Source organism: Pseudomonas sp. AC355 (assembly GCF_979258205.1).
Genome location: NZ_OZ409843.1, coordinates 1,122,768 through 1,138,177 on the forward strand (window position 1 = coordinate 1,122,768; position 15,410 = coordinate 1,138,177).

A 15,410-nucleotide genomic window follows, 5' to 3' on the forward strand; every position below is an offset into this window, starting at 1 on the left:
GCCAACCAGCGTCCGACCTAAAAATAGTCGATAAGAATAAGGTCACCCGCATGTTCAAAAAGATCGCCGTTGCGGCCGCCTGCGCCCTGACGCTCAGCTCGCACACTGCCTTTGCCCAAGAAGCCACATTGGTGATCAAGCTTTCCCATGTGGTGGCTGACGACACGCCAAAAGGTCAGGGAGCGCTGATGTTCCAGCGCCTGGTCGACCAGCGCCTGGAAGGCAAGGTCAAGGTTGAGGTCTACCCCAACTCGTCCCTGTATGGCGACGCTAACGAGCTGGAAGCGCTGCGCAATAACGAGGTACAGATGCTGGCCCCTTCACTGGCCAAATTCGACAAATACACCAAGCAGCTGCAGGTATTCGATCTGCCCTTCATGTTCGACGATCTGGAGGCGGTCAACCGCTTCCAGAAGCGCGCCAAAGGCCGCCAGTTGCTGCGTTCGATGGAAGATCAGAACATCGTGGGTCTGGCCTATTGGCACAACGGCATGAAGCAGATGTCGGCGACCAAGGCCCTGCGTGTGCCTGCCGATGCCGCAGGTCTGAGTTTCCGTATCCAGAATTCCAACGTACTGGATGCCCAGTTCGCCCAACTGGGCGCGACGTCGGTAAAAATGCCGTTTGCAGAAGTTTATAAGGGGCTGCAGAGCGGCCAGGTGCAGGGTGCGGAGAATCCCTGGTCGAACCTATACAGCCAGCGCTTGCACGAGGTTCAGCCCTATATCACTGAAACCAACCATGGCGTGCTCGATTACATGCTGATCAGCAACGCGCGTTTCTGGTACGGCATTCCTCACCAGATTCGCACCGAGCTTGAGGCCATCATCGACGAGGTTACATATGCGGTTAACCGTCAGGCCGAAGAGGCCAATCAGGCAGATCGTCGCCGTATCGAAGCCTCAGGCAAGAGCCAAATCATCAGCCTCACGGCGGAACAGCGCAACGCCTGGCGTGAGGCCATGCGCCCCGTGTGGCAGCAGTTCGAGGCTGAGATCGGTGCAGACGTGATCAAGGCCGCGCAAACGGTCAATCGCAAGAATTGATCGCTTCGCCAGTGGCCTGCGTTGAGCGCTGCGAACCCTGGGAAACATCACTCCAGGGTAGCTCGCTCTCGTAGCCCGGCGTTGAGCGCAGTGATACCCGGGAATGGCTGCCCTGGGTATTGCTACGCTAAACCAAATGCTACGGGTAAGCGGCACACGACTATCGAGCCGTATCCTGAGCACCTTCGAACCAGGCAAGCTTGTCACGCAGTTGCACTACTTCTCCGATGATCACCAACGTCGGTGCATGCACCTCATGCTGCGCAACGAGATCCGGGAGATTGGCCAGGGTGCCGGTAAAAACCCGCTGATTCTCCGTGGTGCCCTGCTGCACCAGCGCTGCCGGCGTGCTCGCTGCACGACCATGGGCGACCAGTTGCTGGCAGATGGTCGGCAAACCAACCAACCCCATGTAGAACACCAACGTCTGGCTGGGTGCGATCAGCTCCGACCATGGTAGGTCGGTGCTGCCGTCCTTGAGGTGGCCGGTAACGAAACGTACCGATTGCGCATGATCACGATGGGTCAGCGGAATACCCGCGTAGGCCGAGCAGCCACTGGCCGCAGTGATCCCCGGCACCACCTGAAAAGGAATGCCATGGGAGGCCAGTTGCTCGATCTCTTCACCGCCGCGGCCAAAGATGAACGGATCACCGCCCTTCAATCGCAGCACGCGCTTGCCGGCCTTGGCCAGGTCGATCAGGCGCTGGTTGATCTGTTCCTGAGGGACGGCATGATCGGCGCGACGCTTGCCGACGTAGATGCGTTCGGCATCACGGCGGCACAGCTCGATGATTGCAGGAGCGACCAGGCGATCATAGAGCACCACATCAGCCTGCTGCATCAGGCGCAGGGCGCGGAAGGTTAGCAGATCGGGATCACCCGGGCCTGCACCGACCAGGTAAACCTCGCCCAGCGCCCGAGGCGCAGCACCACTGACCTTCTCCTCCAGTAGACGGCGGGCTTCGCCTAGTTTGCCAGCGAACACACTTTCCGCGATCGCCCCCTGAAATACGTCTTCCCAGAACACTCGGCGCTGCTGCACGTCGGGAAACAGGCTCTTGACCTGTGCCCGGAAGACTTTCGCCAGACCGGCCAACTGACCGTAGGTCGAGGGAATCCAGGTTTCGATCTTGGCGCGGATCAGCCGGGCCAGCACGGGGGCATCACCGCCGCTACTGACCGCGACGATCAACGGCGAGCGGTCGACGATGGCAGGAAAGATCACGCTGCACTGCGCAGGCGCATCCACTACGTTGACCGGCAGGCCGATTGCCTGGGCCTGCTGGGAAACCTGGGCATTCAAGGCTTCATCATCGGTCGCGGCGATCACCAGCGACACGCCATTCAGATCGTCGGCCTGGTAGTTGCGCAAGCGCAACTCGCCAGTGCCCTGCTCCACCAGTTCGCGCAGCTCGCTACCCACCTCAGGCGATACGACACGCAGGCAGGCTCCGGCATCGGCCAGTAGACGCGCCTTGCGCAGGGCGATCTCTCCGCCGCCGATCACCAGCACGCGGCGATCCTGCAGTTTGTGGAACAGGGGAAGAAAGTCCATGACGATGCCCATTACGGTCGCTCGCGAGCGACGTGGTGAAAATGACGACCCCGAGACTCAGCTCGGGGCCTGAAATGCGGCGGCAAGCGACACACTGAGGTGCCGCCGTCACGCATGGATCAGCCGATCACTTCGATACCGCCCATGTAGGGCTTCAGCACCTCGGGAACACGGACGCTGCCGTCGGCCTGCTGGTAGTTTTCCAGCACCGCCACCAGGGTACGACCCACCGCAAGGCCAGAGCCGTTGAGGGTGTGCAGCAGTTCCGGCTTGCCGGTTTCCGGGTTGCGATAGCGCGCCTGCATGCGGCGGGCCTGGAAGTCGCCACAGTTGGAACAGGAAGAGATTTCGCGGTACTTGTCCTGGCTCGGCACCCAGACTTCCAGGTCGTAGGTCTTGGTCGCGCTGAAGCCCATGTCACCCGTACACAGGGCCAGCACGCGGTACGGCAGTTCGAGGAGTTGCAGAACCTTCTCGGCATGGCCGGTCAGTTCCTCGAGCGCCTCGAAGGATTTGCCCGGCTCGACCACGTGAACCATTTCGACCTTGTCGAACTGGTGCTGGCGGATCATGCCGCGGGTATCACGGCCCGATGCACCGGCCTCGCTGCGGAAGCATGGTGTATGCGCGACGAACTTCAGCGGCAGCTGCTTGGCATCGATGATCTCGCCGGCAACGATATTGGTCAGCGACACTTCGGCAGTCGGAATCAGATAGAAATCGGCTTCGCCTTCGCGGCTGATCTTGAACAGGTCTTCCTCGAACTTCGGCAGCTGACCTGTACCCTGCAGCGCCGGGGCCTGAACCAGATAAGGCGTATAGGCCTCTTCGTAACCGTGCTCGGCGGTGTGCAGGTTGATCATGAACTGCGCCAGGGCGCGGTGCAGGCGGGCAATTGGGCCACGCAGCAGGGCAAAACGCGCGCCGGACAGCTTGGCGGCGGTTTCGAAATCCAGCCAGCCGTGCTGCTCGCCGAGGCTGACGTGATCCTGCACGGTGAAGTCGAAGGCCTTCGGCGTGCCCCAGCGACGTACTTCGACGTTGCCGTCTTCGTCGGCACCGACCGGCACCGAATCGTCCGGCAGGTTGGGAATGCTCAACAGCAGGTTGTCCAGCTCGACCTGAATGGCGTCCAGTTCGCGCTTGCCCTCCTCCAGGTCGCTGCCCATGCGGTCGACCTCGGCCAGCAACGGCGCGATGTCTTCACCGCGTTGCTTGGCCTGGCCGATGGACTTGGATCGACTGTTGCGCTCTGCCTGCAATTGCTCGGTACGGGTCTGAACGGACTTGCGCTGAGCCTCGAGGGCTTCGACGCGGGTCACGTCCAGTTCATAGCCACGGGTGGCCAGACGCTGGGCAATTTCGTGCAGTTGGCTGCGCACCAGTTTGGAATCGAGCATTTCAGGTTCTCGTCGATCAGATTTTGGTTAGCGAAAGGCCTGCCCAGGTAGCAAGCAGGCCGCCCACAACACTTACCGCCAAATAGCCTATGGCTATTGGCGCCTGGCCGCTGTCGAGAAGGCGCAGGGTGTCGAGGGAAAATGAAGAAAATGTCGTGAAGCCGCCCAGCACGCCGACGATCAATCCTACCCGGATTGGCAGCGGCACTTCAGGGCGCAACATGAACAGGCCGTAGAGTACCCCGATCAGCAGGCAGCCGACGAGGTTCACCAGTAAGGTTGCCGTATAGAAATGCTGTGGCCAGTGGGCATTGACCCAGTTACCCGCGGCAAAACGCGCCAGGGTGCCGAGCGCGCCGCCAACGGCGACGGCGAAAATGGTGACCATCATGGCTTTCTACGCTGCCGCGGGCTGTTGGCGTCCTGATCGGCCAGATGAGCGAGCTTGTCGCGAATCTTCAGCTCCAGGCCACGGGGCACCGGCTGGTAATAGCGGCGCGGTTCGATGTCTTCGGGAAAGTAGTCTTCGCCAGCGGCGTAGGCATCGGGCTCGTCATGGGCGTAGCGGTATTCGTCGCCATAGCCGAGCTGCTTCATCAGTTTGGTCGGTGCATTGCGCAAGTGCAGCGGCACTTCCCGCGAGCCGTTTTCCGCGACATCACGCATGGCGGCCTTGAAGGCGCTGTACACGGCGTTGCTCTTGGGAGCGCAGGCCAGGTAGACGATGGCCTGGGCCACAGCCAACTCACCTTCAGGGCTGCCGAGGCGCTCCTGGACGTCCCAGGCATTCAGGCACAGCGTCAGGGCGCGGGGGTCGGCATTACCGATATCCTCGCTGGCCATGCGCACCACGCGCCGGGCGATATACAACGGATCACAGCCGCCATCGAGCATGCGCGCGAACCAGTACAGGGCACCGTCCGGGCTGGAGCCGCGTACTGACTTGTGCAGCGCGGAAATCTGGTCGTAGAAAGCCTCACCGCCCTTGTCGAAGCGCCGTCGGGTATCACCGAGCAGGTCGAGCAGCAGTTCGGTGCTGATCTCACCACCGTCATCGGCCAGGTCGGCGGCGTTCTCGAGAAAATTGAGGAAGCGTCGACCGTCACCGTCCGCAGCACTTTTGAGAATGTCGAAGCTGTCATCCGGCAGCGTCAGCTGGCGCTCGCCGAGGCCCTTGGCTTCGCTCAGTGCGCGGTCGACCAGCTTGCGCAGCGCAGCGTCATCCAGGCTCTTGAGCACGTAGACGCGAGCGCGGGACAGCAAGGCGTTGTTGAGTTCGAACGAGGGGTTTTCCGTGGTCGCGCCGATGAAAATCAGCGTGCCATCTTCGACGTAAGGCAGGAAGGCGTCCTGCTGCGACTTGTTGAAACGATGCACTTCGTCGACGAACAGAATGGTACGGCGGCCATACTGGGCGGCATGCTGCTGGGCGACCTCGACGGCCTGGCGGATTTCCTTGACCCCGGACAGCACCGCGGAAATGGTCTCGAAATGCGCATCGGTGACCTGAGCCAGCAAGCGGGCCAGGGTGGTCTTGCCGACACCGGGCGGCCCCCAGAAGATCATCGAGTGCAAGGCGCCCTGCTCCAGGGCTTCGCGCAGCGGCTTGCCGCGGGCCAGCAAATGCTCCTGACCGACGTATTCGTCCAGCGTGGTCGCCCTCAGACGGGCGGCCAGTGGCTGGACGACGGGCGCGCTGCGAAACAGATCCACGACTTACCTACTCTTGGATGACGTCCGCACCCTCTGGGATTTCGAAGCTGAACTGCTTGTCATCCAGGGGCTCGTTCATCTTCACGCTCATGAACAGAATGTTGGTGCGCTGGCCGATGCTATCGATCAGTTGCATGTCGTTCAGTACGCCATTACGGAAGGACAGGCGCAGGCTGTCGAACAGGGTGTCCTTGGACTTCGGCTTGAGGATGAAGTCCACCACGTTGCCACCTTCCTTGAAGGTGATCTCGAAGTTCTCGCGAATCTGCGAGACATCACCGGAGAGCAGCAAGGCCGGAGTGTGAGTCAGGCGCTGATCGAGGGACTGAATGGTCACCTGCTCGAGATCCGGGTCGTACAACCACACCTGCTTGCCATCGGAAACCAGCAACTGCTCCATCGGCGCATCGGTGTGCCAGCGGAACAGGCCCGGACGCTTGAGTGCCAACTCACCAGCGGTTTCCTGCAGCTGAGTACCGCTACCGTCGAGGGACAGCTGGGAGAAGCGTGCGGTGATGGTCTGCGCCTGGTTGAGCAACTCGGTCAGACGCTTTACGGCGGCCTCATCGTCGGCGTGGGCGAACAGGCTCGCGGTGGTGAGGACGGCGAGCAACATCAAACGTATCAGGCGCATGTGAATCCTCTGTCAGGGTTAATCGCGGCTCGAACCAGGTGCAATGACCTCGCGCGAACCGTTGGTATTCATCGGTGTGACCACGCCAGCCATTTCCATGGCTTCGATCATGCGGGCGGCGCGGTTGTAGCCGATCTTCAGTTTGCGCTGCACCGAGGAAATGGACGCGCGGCGGCTTTCCAGCACGAAATTGACCGCTTCGTCGTACAGCGGATCCGACTCACTGTCGTCGCCACCCTCGGAGCCACCGCTACCACCGTCGAAGCCACCGCCGCCCTCTTCGGAGCCGGCCAGAATGTCTTCGTTATAGTCCGGCGCGCCGCGTAGCTTCCAGGCTTCTACAACGCGATGCACCTCATCGTCGGAGACGAACGCGCCGTGCACACGAATCGGCAGGCTGGTACCAGGCGGCATGTAGAGCATGTCACCGTGGCCGAGCAGCTGTTCGGCGCCGCCTTGGTCGATGATGGTGCGCGAGTCGATCTTGCTCGATACCTGGAAGGCCATTCGGGTCGGAATGTTGGCCTTGATCAAGCCGGTAATCACGTCCACCGACGGCCGCTGGGTAGCGAGAATCAGGTGAATACCCGCCGCTCGCGCCTTTTGGGCAATACGGGCGATCAGCTCTTCGACCTTCTTGCCGACGATCATCATCATGTCGGCGAATTCGTCCACGACGACGACAATGGTCGGCAACGTTTTCAGCAGCGGCGCTTCGTCTTCCATGCTTTCGCGGCGATACAGCGGATCGGACAGCGGCTCGCCAGCCTCGATCGCGTCCTTCACCTTGCGGTTGAAGCCCGCCAGGTTACGCACGCCCATCTTCGACATCAGTTTGTAGCGGCGCTCCATCTCGGCGACGCTCCAGCGCAGCGCGTTGGCCGCTTCCTTCATGTCGGTGACGACCGGGCAGAGCAGATGGGGAATGCCTTCGTAGATCGACAACTCGAGCATTTTCGGGTCGATCATGATCATCTTGGCGTCTTCCGGACCTGACTTGAACAGGATCGAAAGAATCATCGCGTTCACGCCCACGGACTTACCGGAACCGGTGGTACCGGCAACCAGTAGGTGAGGCATTTTCGCCAGGTCGGTGATGACCGGTTTGCCGCCGATGTCGTGACCCAGAGCCAGGGTGACCGGTGATTTGGCGTCGTCGTACTCAGGGGTCGACAGCACCTCGGAGAAACGCACGATCTGGCGGTTCTCGTTAGGGATTTCGATACCGACGGTGGTCTTGCCGGGAATCACTTCAACCACACGGACGCTGGTCACTGCCAGCGAGCGCGCCAAGTCCTTGGCTAGGTTGGAGATCCGGCTGACCTTGACGCCAGCGGCAGGTTGAATTTCGTAGCGGGTGATCACCGGGCCAGGATGGATCGAGTCGACCGATACCTCGACACCGAACTCCTTGAGTTTGATCTCCAGCAGATGGCCGACGCCCGCCAGGGACTCGGGCGAGTACTCGATCTTCTTGGCTTCTGCCGGGTCGAGCAGCGAGATCGGCGGCAGCGTGCCCTCCACCGCGCTGTCGACGAACAGCGGCGCCTGTTTCTCTTTCTGCACGCGCTTGCTCGGCTCGGGCGCCTTGGGCGCACTCGGAGCGGTGATGACCGGAGCGGGACGGCTTTCGCGCTCGCTCATGTGCTTGTTGAGCGACTCTTCACGCTCGATCAGGCGCTCTTTGACCTTGGCCTGCTCACGACGGTCACGCACCATCGGCGCCGCCACGTCATGAACACGCTCATCCACTTCGCGTAACTGGGCGACCAGTTGCTTACGATCCTGACGCGAACTCCACCAGCGGTTGACCAAGCTCTGTACCAGCTCCAGCAGATCCAGAGTGATCTTGCCAGTGATGTCCATCACCTTGAACCAGGACAGGTCGGTGAATACCGTCAAACCGAACAGAAACAGGGCAATGAACAGCAGAGTACTGCCCTGCACGTTCAGGGCCGCTACGGTCAGTTGCCCCAGACTCTCACCTAATGCGCCGCCTGCAGATGCCGGTAGGCCTGCACCACCCTGAAAGTGGATATAGGCCAGTGCCGAGCCTGAAAGCACCAGAAAAACCAGGCCGATCAAACGCCAGGAAAATAGCCAACCGCTCCAGTGCCAGGGTTCGTGACGGGCACGGAACACCTGCAGCGCCTTGATACCGAGCAGTAGCGGGAAGAGATAGGCGAAATAGCCCAGCGCCATGAACAGCACATCGGCGAACCAGGCGCCGGCACGACCAGCAGCATTGTGTACCTGCTCGACGTTGCTGGTATGGGTCCAGCCCGGGTCTGCCGGATCATAGGTGAGCAGCGCCATCCACACGTAGAGGCACAAGGCCCCGAGGGCGATCAGCGCACCCTCCTTGAGGCGGTACGGCAGTTGCTGACGCCAAGCTGGTGTCGGTGCTGTAGAGCTAGAATTCTTCAAAACGCATCTGTTCCTGCGCCGGTAGCGCGCCGCATGATCGGTAGAGGACGAAACGTCGCCATTGTACGGCATGCCGCTCCGCTGATGGGGAGCTGATCTCCCGCTTGCTTCATGCTTCGGTGTAGCATAGCGGCCACTATTCGTCCGTGCGGCTCAATTTGAGCACGCATTCTCTTTTGTGACAAAGGCTTATGAGGTGTTTTTATGAGCGAAGTCAAGCATTCCCGCCTGATAATCCTGGGCTCCGGCACCCGCCGGCTACAGTGCCGCTGTGTACGCCGCTCGTGCCAATCTGAAGCCTGTCGTGATCACCGGCATTCAACCGGGCGGCCAGCTCACCACTACCACCGAAGTGGACAACTGGCCAGGTGACGTAGAAGGCCTGACAGGCCCGGGCTTGATGGAGCGCATGCAGAAACACGCCGAGCGTTTCGAAACCGAGATCATCTACGACCACATCCACACTGCCGAGTTGCAGAGCCGTCCGTTCACCCTCAAGGGCGACAGCGGTACCTACACCTGCGACGCGCTGATCATCGCCACCGGGGCATCGGCTCAATACCTGGGCCTGCCGTCCGAGGAAGCGTTTGCGGGCAAGGGTGTTTCCGCCTGCGCGACCTGCGACGGCTTCTTCTATCGCAACCAGGTAGTTGCCGTCATCGGCGGCGGCAACACGGCTGTCGAAGAGGCGCTCTACCTCTCCAATATTGCCAAGGAAGTGCACCTGGTGCACCGCCGCGACAAGCTGCGCTCCGAGAAGATCCTGCAGGACAAACTGTTCGACAAGGCAGCCAACGGCAACATGCGCCTGCACTGGAACCATACTCTGGAAGAAGTGCTCGGCGACGCCACTGGCGTGACCGGCGCCCGCCTGCGCAATACCCAGGACGGCAGCACCAGCGATCTGCCGCTGGCCGGCGTATTCATCGCCATTGGCCATAAGCCAAACACCGATCTGTTCCAAGGCCAATTGGAAATGCGCGATGGCTACCTGCTGATCAAGGGTGGCAACGAAGGCAACGCCACCGCCACCAGCATCGAAGGTGTTTTCGCCGCTGGTGATGTGGCCGACCACGTCTACCGCCAGGCCATTACCTCGGCCGGTGCCGGCTGCATGGCTGCCCTCGACGTCGAAAAATTCCTCGACGACAACTGATCACCCGGGGCGGGATAAAACCCGCCCTCCCCTGCCGCGGTTTCGCCAATGCTCACCTGGTTGCAACGCGACTCTCTGATCTTCCCACCCCTCGACAAGGCTCTGCGCGAGCCCAACGGGCTGCTGGCAGCTGGCGGCGATCTACGCGCTGAGCGGCTGATCGCCGCTTACCGGCACGGCTGCTTTCCCTGGTATCAGGATGGCCAGCCTTTGCTGTGGTGGTCACCTGATCCGCGCACCGTACTGTTTCCCGACGAAGTGCATGTCTCGCGCAGCCTGCGCAAGGTAATCCGTCAGGGGTATTACCGGGTCACCTTCGATCAGGCCTTCTCGGACGTCATCCAGGCCTGTGCTGCGCCGCGCGACTACGCAGACGGCACCTGGATCACCACGTCCATGCAGCAGGCCTACATCGAGCTGCACGGGCGCGGCCTGGCCCATAGCGTGGAGGTCTGGCAAGACGAACAACTGGTCGGCGGGCTATACGGGTTGGCCATGGGCAAGCTGTTCTTTGGCGAGTCGATGTTCAGCCGGGCCGACAATGCCTCCAAGGTAGGTTTCGTAACCCTGGTCGAGCACCTCAAAGCCTGGGAGTTCGAGTTGATCGACTGCCAGATGCCAACCAAGCATCTTCATAGCCTCGGCGCACGCGCTATCACCAGAGCCGAATTTGCCGACTACCTGAGGCGCTTTCTGGATCAGCCCAGCGCAGCCAGCTGGCTACCCCAAACGCCGCAGACCGACCGATGACCTACTCCTCCTGGCCGGCCCTGGCTAGCTGGCATACACTGATTCGAGGCTAATCCCGGAGTCGATCATGACCGAGCTGGCTCGCCTGAAGTTCTATGCCACCCAACCGCATCCCTGCAGCTACCTGTCCGAAGAACAGGCCACCACCCTGTTCCTCGATCCCAGTCAGCCAATGGACGTGCACGTTTACGCCGAGCTTTCCGAACTTGGCTTCCGGCGTAGCGGCGATCACCTTTACCGCCCCCACTGCCAGCGCTGCACCGCCTGCGTGCCCGCGCGTATTCCTGTTGCCCAGTTCACGGCCAATCGGCAGCAACGACGAATCATCAAGCGCAACGAGTCGATTGAAGTTCGCGCAGTCAGGCCGGTATTCAGCGAAGAGTACTACGAGCTTTATGTGCGCTATATCGAGCAGCGCCACGCCGATGGCGATATGTACCCGCCCAGCCGCGAACAGTTCTCCACCTTTTTGATACGCGACCTGCCCTTTGCGCGTTTTTACGAGTTTCGAGACGATGGCCGGCTGCTGGCCATTGCTGTGACAGACGTGTTGCCTAATGGGCTGTCAGCGGTCTACACCTTCTACGACCCTGACGAAGAACGCCGCAGCCTCGGCCGCTTCGCGATCCTCTGGCAGATAGGCGAGGCCCATCGATTGGATCTCCAGGCTGTCTATCTGGGTTATTGGATCAAGAATTGCCGAAAGATGAATTACAAGACGCAATACCGCCCCATCGAGCTGTTCGTCAATCAACATTGGGTCACCCTCACCTGAATCTCTTGGCGTCAACCCTGGTTTTCGGGCACAATGCATGCCGCTTTTGCCTGGGGCCAGTTGCGCCGGGCCATTCATTGGATACCGAGGGCTTTACTGCATGTCGAAAGAAGACAGCTTCGAAATGGAAGGCACTGTCGTCGACACCCTGCCCAACACCATGTTTCGCGTGGAGTTGGAAAATGGGCACGTCGTTACCGCGCATATCTCCGGAAAGATGCGCAAAAATTACATCCGCATTCTAACTGGTGACAAGGTGCGCGTAGAGCTGACGCCTTACGACCTGAGCAAGGGTCGTATCACCTACCGCGCCCGCTAACAGGCAGGAAGCAACGCTTCCCAGTCTGCCAAGCGCAGCGGCAACGAAAACGCCCGGCATATGCCGGGCGTTTTCGTTTTCATCATTATGCAACTAGGTGCGACTGGCGGGCTCGGTGAGCCCGCCGAATCGCCTTAGGCCATTTCCGCAGTTGTCTCGTAATCGAACGTCAGTTCGCCATTGTCGAGATCCACGTGAACCGTGCCACCATGCTCAGCCAACTCACCAAAGAGAATTTCTTCGGCCAATGGGCGTTTGATTCGATCCTGAATCAAGCGTGACATCGGCCGTGCTCCCATCTGCACGTCATAGCCCTGCTCCGCCAGCCAGTCACGCGCAGCGTTGCTGACTTCGAGCATGACGCGTTTGTCCTCGAGCTGCGCCTGCAGCTCAATGAGAAACTTGTCGACGATGCTCTTGATCGTTTCGTGGCTGAGGCGGCCGAACTGGATGATGGTGTCCAGGCGGTTGCGGAACTCCGGCGTGAAGCTCTTCTTGATGACTTCCATGGCGTCGGAAGAGTGATCCTGATACGTGAAACCAATCGACGCCCGTGCGGCTGTTTCTGCCCCAGCGTTGGTGGTCATGATCAGGATGACATTGCGGAAATCCGCTTTGCGCCCGTTGTTGTCGGTCAGGGTGCCGTGATCCATCACCTGCAGCAGCAGGTTGAAGACTTCCGGATGCGCCTTCTCGATTTCATCGAGCAGCAGCACACAATGCGGCTGCTTGGTGATTGCCTCGGTGAGCAAGCCGCCCTGATCGAAACCGACATAACCAGGAGGCGCGCCAATCAGGCGAGAAACGGTATGCCGCTCCATGTACTCGGACATGTCGAAGCGCACCAGCTCGACACCCAGGGCCTTGGACAGCTGGCGAGCCGCCTCGGTCTTGCCGACGCCGGTCGGGCCAGCGAACAGGAACGAGCCCACCGGCTTGTCCGGCGCCTTGAGACCTGCGCGTGACAGCTTGATGGCAGTGGCCAGCGAATCGATGGCAGCGTCCTGACCGAATACGGTCAGTTTCAAGTCGCGTTCCAGATTACGCAGCAATTCCTTGTCGGAGCTGCTGACGTGCTTTGGCGGAATCCGCGCGATCTTGGCGACGATGTCTTCGACCTGTGGGACGTCGATGCGCTTGAGGCGCTTGTCCTGCGGCTGCAGGCGCTGATAGGCACCCGCCTCGTCGATCACGTCGATCGCCTTGTCGGGCATATGCCGATCGTTGATGTAGCGCGAGGCCAGCTCGGCAGCGGCGCGCAAAGCCTCATCGCTGTACTCGATGTCATGGTGCTGCTCGAAGCGCCCCTTGAGACCCCTGAGGATACCGATGGTGTCTTCCACCGAGGGCTCGACCACGTCGACCTTCTGGAAGCGCCGCGCCAGGGCGCGATCCTTCTCGAAGATGCCGCGGAACTCCTGGAAGGTGGTGGAGCCGATGCAACGGATCTCGCCCGACGACAGCGCCGGCTTGAGCAGATTGGAAGCGTCCATGACGCCACCCGATGCTGCGCCGGCACCGATGATGGTGTGGATCTCGTCGATGAACAGAATCGCATGCGGGCGCTTACGCAGCTCGGTGAGCAGTGCCTTGAGGCGCTTCTCGAAATCGCCACGGTACTTGGTGCCTGCCAGCAGTGCACCCAGGTCGAGGGAGTAGACCACCGCGTCGGCGAGCAGATCAGGTACCTGATTGTCGACGATGCGCTTGGCCAGCCCTTCGGCGATGGCCGTCTTGCCGACGCCCGCCTCACCGACCAGTAGTGGGTTGTTCTTGCGACGCCGGGCGAGAATCTGCGCCACACGCTCGACTTCATTCTCACGGCCGACCAGCGGATCGATACGGCCCTGACGCGCCAGTTCGTTCAGGTTGCTGGCGTAGGCATCCAGCGGGTTGCTGGAAGACGAGGACTCACCGCCCTCTTCGTCCTGCATTTCCTGCTCGGCGTCCGGCGATGCTCCTTGGCCTGGCACCTTGGAAATGCCGTGGGCAATGAAATTGACCACGTCGATGCGCGCCACGCTCTGCTGCTTGAGCAGGAACACGGCCTGGCTTTCCTGCTCACTGAATATCGCGACCAGTACGTTGGCGCCAGTCACTTCACGCTTGCCGGAGCTTTGCACATGGAACACCGCACGCTGCAGAACGCGCTGGAAGCCCAGTGTTGGCTGGGTTTCACGCTCTTCATCATGCTGTGCAATCAGCGGGGTCGTAGAATCGATGAATTCCTGCAGATCGTTGCGCAGCTTGTCCAGGTTTGCACCGCAAGCGCGCAACACACTGGCTGCTGCTTCGTTATCCAAAAGAGCCAGCAGAAGGTGCTCAACCGTCATGAATTCATGACGTTTGGCTCGCGCCTCCTTGAAGGCAAGGTTGAGGGTGACTTCGAGCTCTCGATTTAACATAGCTTCACCTCATGCCCAAATGGCCGGCGTTAACCGTCCTTCTCGATTTCACAGAGTAATGGATGCTGACTTTCCCGCGCGTATTGATTGACCTGTGTGGCCTTGGTCTCAGCGATATCGCGGGTATAGAGACCGCAAACGGCGCGACCTTCGGTGTGCACGGTCAACATGATTCTGGTCGCCACCTCCCGATTGAGGCTGAAGAAGGTCTCGAGTATCTCGACCACGAAATCCATGGGGGTGTAGTCATCATTGAACAAGATCACCTTATAAAGCGGAGGCGCCTGCAATGCCGGCTTGGATTCCTCGACGGCCAGGCCTGAAGAGTCGTCCTCATGCGGTGCGGGTCGATCCTGATTGAATGTTAGTCGAATCTGGCTACTTGCATGCATGCTGGATAAAAGGTTCGTGGGTGAATGGATACGGGTAACAAAAATAAGACCCGTTTATCGGTGCTTCGTGCGTTGCCTTGACTATCGGCAAAAGGGTGTTACAACCAATGGATACCCCTACGGGGTGAAAGGGCTTGCGCTCGTACGAGTGATCTTACGAACGCGGGATCTAATGTGGATGATACTCCAGCAATGGAGTTCCTTGCAGAGGGATATCAGCATGCTAAGTGGTAAGGTCAAGTGGTTCAACAACGCCAAGGGCTATGGGTTCATCCTGGCCGATGGCCGAGATGAGGACCTGTTCGCCCATTATTCGGCCATCCAGATGGACGGGTACAAGACCCTGAAAGCCGGACAAGCCGTGAGCTTCGATATTATTCAAGGCCCCAAGGGCCTCCACGCCGTGAATATCAGCGCTGCCCAGGCGGCTTCTGAAGTTACTACCACCACCGCCACCAGTAGAGCGCGCGGGGAGACGGTCGAGGTTTGATTTCTTAAGCTGCTTAGCTGCACGGAAAAGCCGGCCCCAGGGTCGGCTTTTTCGTGCAGCCAGGAAGACTCTGTCAGCCCAACCTTGGGCAAGCATGATCCGACCTTGGTCGTATTGACCGCGACAGGCCGCGAAACAATTGAGCCCGGCCGGAAAACATCCCGTTCATTCTTGCCCATCCCGGATCTAGAAAAGGCCCCTTCGCACCGGCTTCGGCAGCTGGAAACGCCCATCCTCTCCGCACTGCCAGCAACTTGGTCACTGCCATCGCCCTCTGGTTTGATATACTCGGGCGCTGACTGAGTAGTCATAAAGGCGCATTAGCCTGGAGTACGGCTTCCAGCA

At 60.2% G+C, this 15,410-nt stretch carries 13 protein-coding genes and 1 pseudogene; 6 read left to right on the forward strand and 8 right to left on the reverse strand.

All coding sequences use genetic code 11. The features are described 5' to 3' along the window. The first annotated feature begins 50 nt into the window (after positions 1–50). Positions 51–1,046: a TRAP transporter substrate-binding protein gene (locus ACZ0AI_RS05350; protein ID WP_463564889.1), complete on the forward strand. Its 996-nt coding sequence runs from the start codon at positions 51–53 to the stop codon at positions 1,044–1,046. A 160-nt stretch (positions 1,047–1,206) separates the two neighbouring features. On the opposite strand, the gene cysG is transcribed toward ACZ0AI_RS05350, so the two are convergent. The 6 genes from cysG to ftsK all read right to left on the reverse strand — a co-directional run bounded on the left by cysG (position 1,207) and on the right by ftsK (position 8,778). Then, positions 1,207–2,604, reverse strand: a complete 1,398-nt coding sequence (gene cysG / locus ACZ0AI_RS05355) for a siroheme synthase CysG (RefSeq protein WP_463564890.1) — start codon at positions 2,602–2,604, stop codon at positions 1,207–1,209. Between the two features lie 119 nt (positions 2,605–2,723). Then, positions 2,724–4,004: a serine--tRNA ligase gene (serS, locus tag ACZ0AI_RS05360; protein ID WP_463564891.1), complete on the reverse strand. Its 1,281-nt coding sequence runs from the start codon at positions 4,002–4,004 to the stop codon at positions 2,724–2,726. A gap of 16 nt (positions 4,005–4,020) precedes the next feature. Then, positions 4,021–4,395 (reverse strand): fluoride efflux transporter CrcB, encoded by a 375-nt coding sequence (crcB, locus tag ACZ0AI_RS05365; protein WP_463564892.1) that lies wholly within the window; start codon positions 4,393–4,395, stop codon positions 4,021–4,023. Further along, positions 4,392–5,717 (reverse strand): replication-associated recombination protein A, encoded by a 1,326-nt coding sequence (locus ACZ0AI_RS05370; RefSeq protein ID WP_463564893.1) that lies wholly within the window; start codon positions 5,715–5,717, stop codon positions 4,392–4,394. The genes crcB and ACZ0AI_RS05370 overlap by 4 nt, the downstream gene beginning before the upstream one ends. Positions 5,718–5,724: 7 nt before the next feature. Next, positions 5,725–6,351, reverse strand: a complete 627-nt coding sequence (lolA, locus tag ACZ0AI_RS05375; RefSeq protein ID WP_463564894.1) for an outer membrane lipoprotein periplasmic chaperone LolA — start codon at positions 6,349–6,351, stop codon at positions 5,725–5,727. Between the two features lie 18 nt (positions 6,352–6,369). Then, entirely contained in the window at positions 6,370–8,778 is a 2,409-nt protein-coding gene (ftsK, locus tag ACZ0AI_RS05380; RefSeq protein ID WP_463564895.1) for a DNA translocase FtsK, read from the reverse strand. Between the two features lie 204 nt (positions 8,779–8,982). On the opposite strand from ftsK, the pseudogene trxB reads away from it, so the two are divergent. The 4 genes and pseudogenes from trxB (at position 8,983) to infA (ending at position 11,778) form a co-directional block, all read left to right on the forward strand. After that, positions 8,983–9,934: pseudogene (gene trxB, locus ACZ0AI_RS05385) on the forward strand (thioredoxin-disulfide reductase). Positions 9,935–9,982: 48 nt separating this feature from the next. Next, positions 9,983–10,684: a leucyl/phenylalanyl-tRNA--protein transferase gene (aat, locus tag ACZ0AI_RS05390; RefSeq protein ID WP_463564897.1), complete on the forward strand. Its 702-nt coding sequence runs from the start codon at positions 9,983–9,985 to the stop codon at positions 10,682–10,684. 67 nt (positions 10,685–10,751) lie between these two features. Then, positions 10,752–11,459, forward strand: coding sequence for an arginyltransferase (locus tag ACZ0AI_RS05395; RefSeq protein WP_463564898.1), 708 nt, complete (start codon positions 10,752–10,754; stop codon positions 11,457–11,459). A gap of 100 nt (positions 11,460–11,559) precedes the next feature. Further along, a complete protein-coding gene (infA, locus tag ACZ0AI_RS05400; RefSeq protein WP_002553999.1) occupies positions 11,560–11,778 on the forward strand; it encodes a translation initiation factor IF-1 in 219 nt (72 codons plus the stop codon). A 134-nt stretch (positions 11,779–11,912) separates the two neighbouring features. Here the strand turns inward: infA and clpA are convergent, their stop codons facing one another. Both clpA and clpS read right to left on the reverse strand, forming a co-directional pair. Continuing rightward, positions 11,913–14,183, reverse strand: coding sequence for an ATP-dependent Clp protease ATP-binding subunit ClpA (gene clpA, locus ACZ0AI_RS05405; RefSeq protein WP_463564899.1), 2,271 nt, complete (start codon positions 14,181–14,183; stop codon positions 11,913–11,915). A 29-nt stretch (positions 14,184–14,212) separates the two neighbouring features. After that, complete coding sequence (gene clpS / locus ACZ0AI_RS05410; RefSeq protein ID WP_225832257.1) at positions 14,213–14,575, reverse strand: ATP-dependent Clp protease adapter ClpS; 363 nt, start codon at positions 14,573–14,575, stop codon at positions 14,213–14,215. 220 nt (positions 14,576–14,795) lie between these two features. Between clpS and cspD the strand changes: the two genes are divergently transcribed. Further along, complete coding sequence (gene cspD, locus ACZ0AI_RS05415; RefSeq protein WP_463564900.1) at positions 14,796–15,065, forward strand: cold shock domain-containing protein CspD; 270 nt, start codon at positions 14,796–14,798, stop codon at positions 15,063–15,065. The last annotated feature ends 345 nt before the right edge of the window (positions 15,066–15,410 follow it).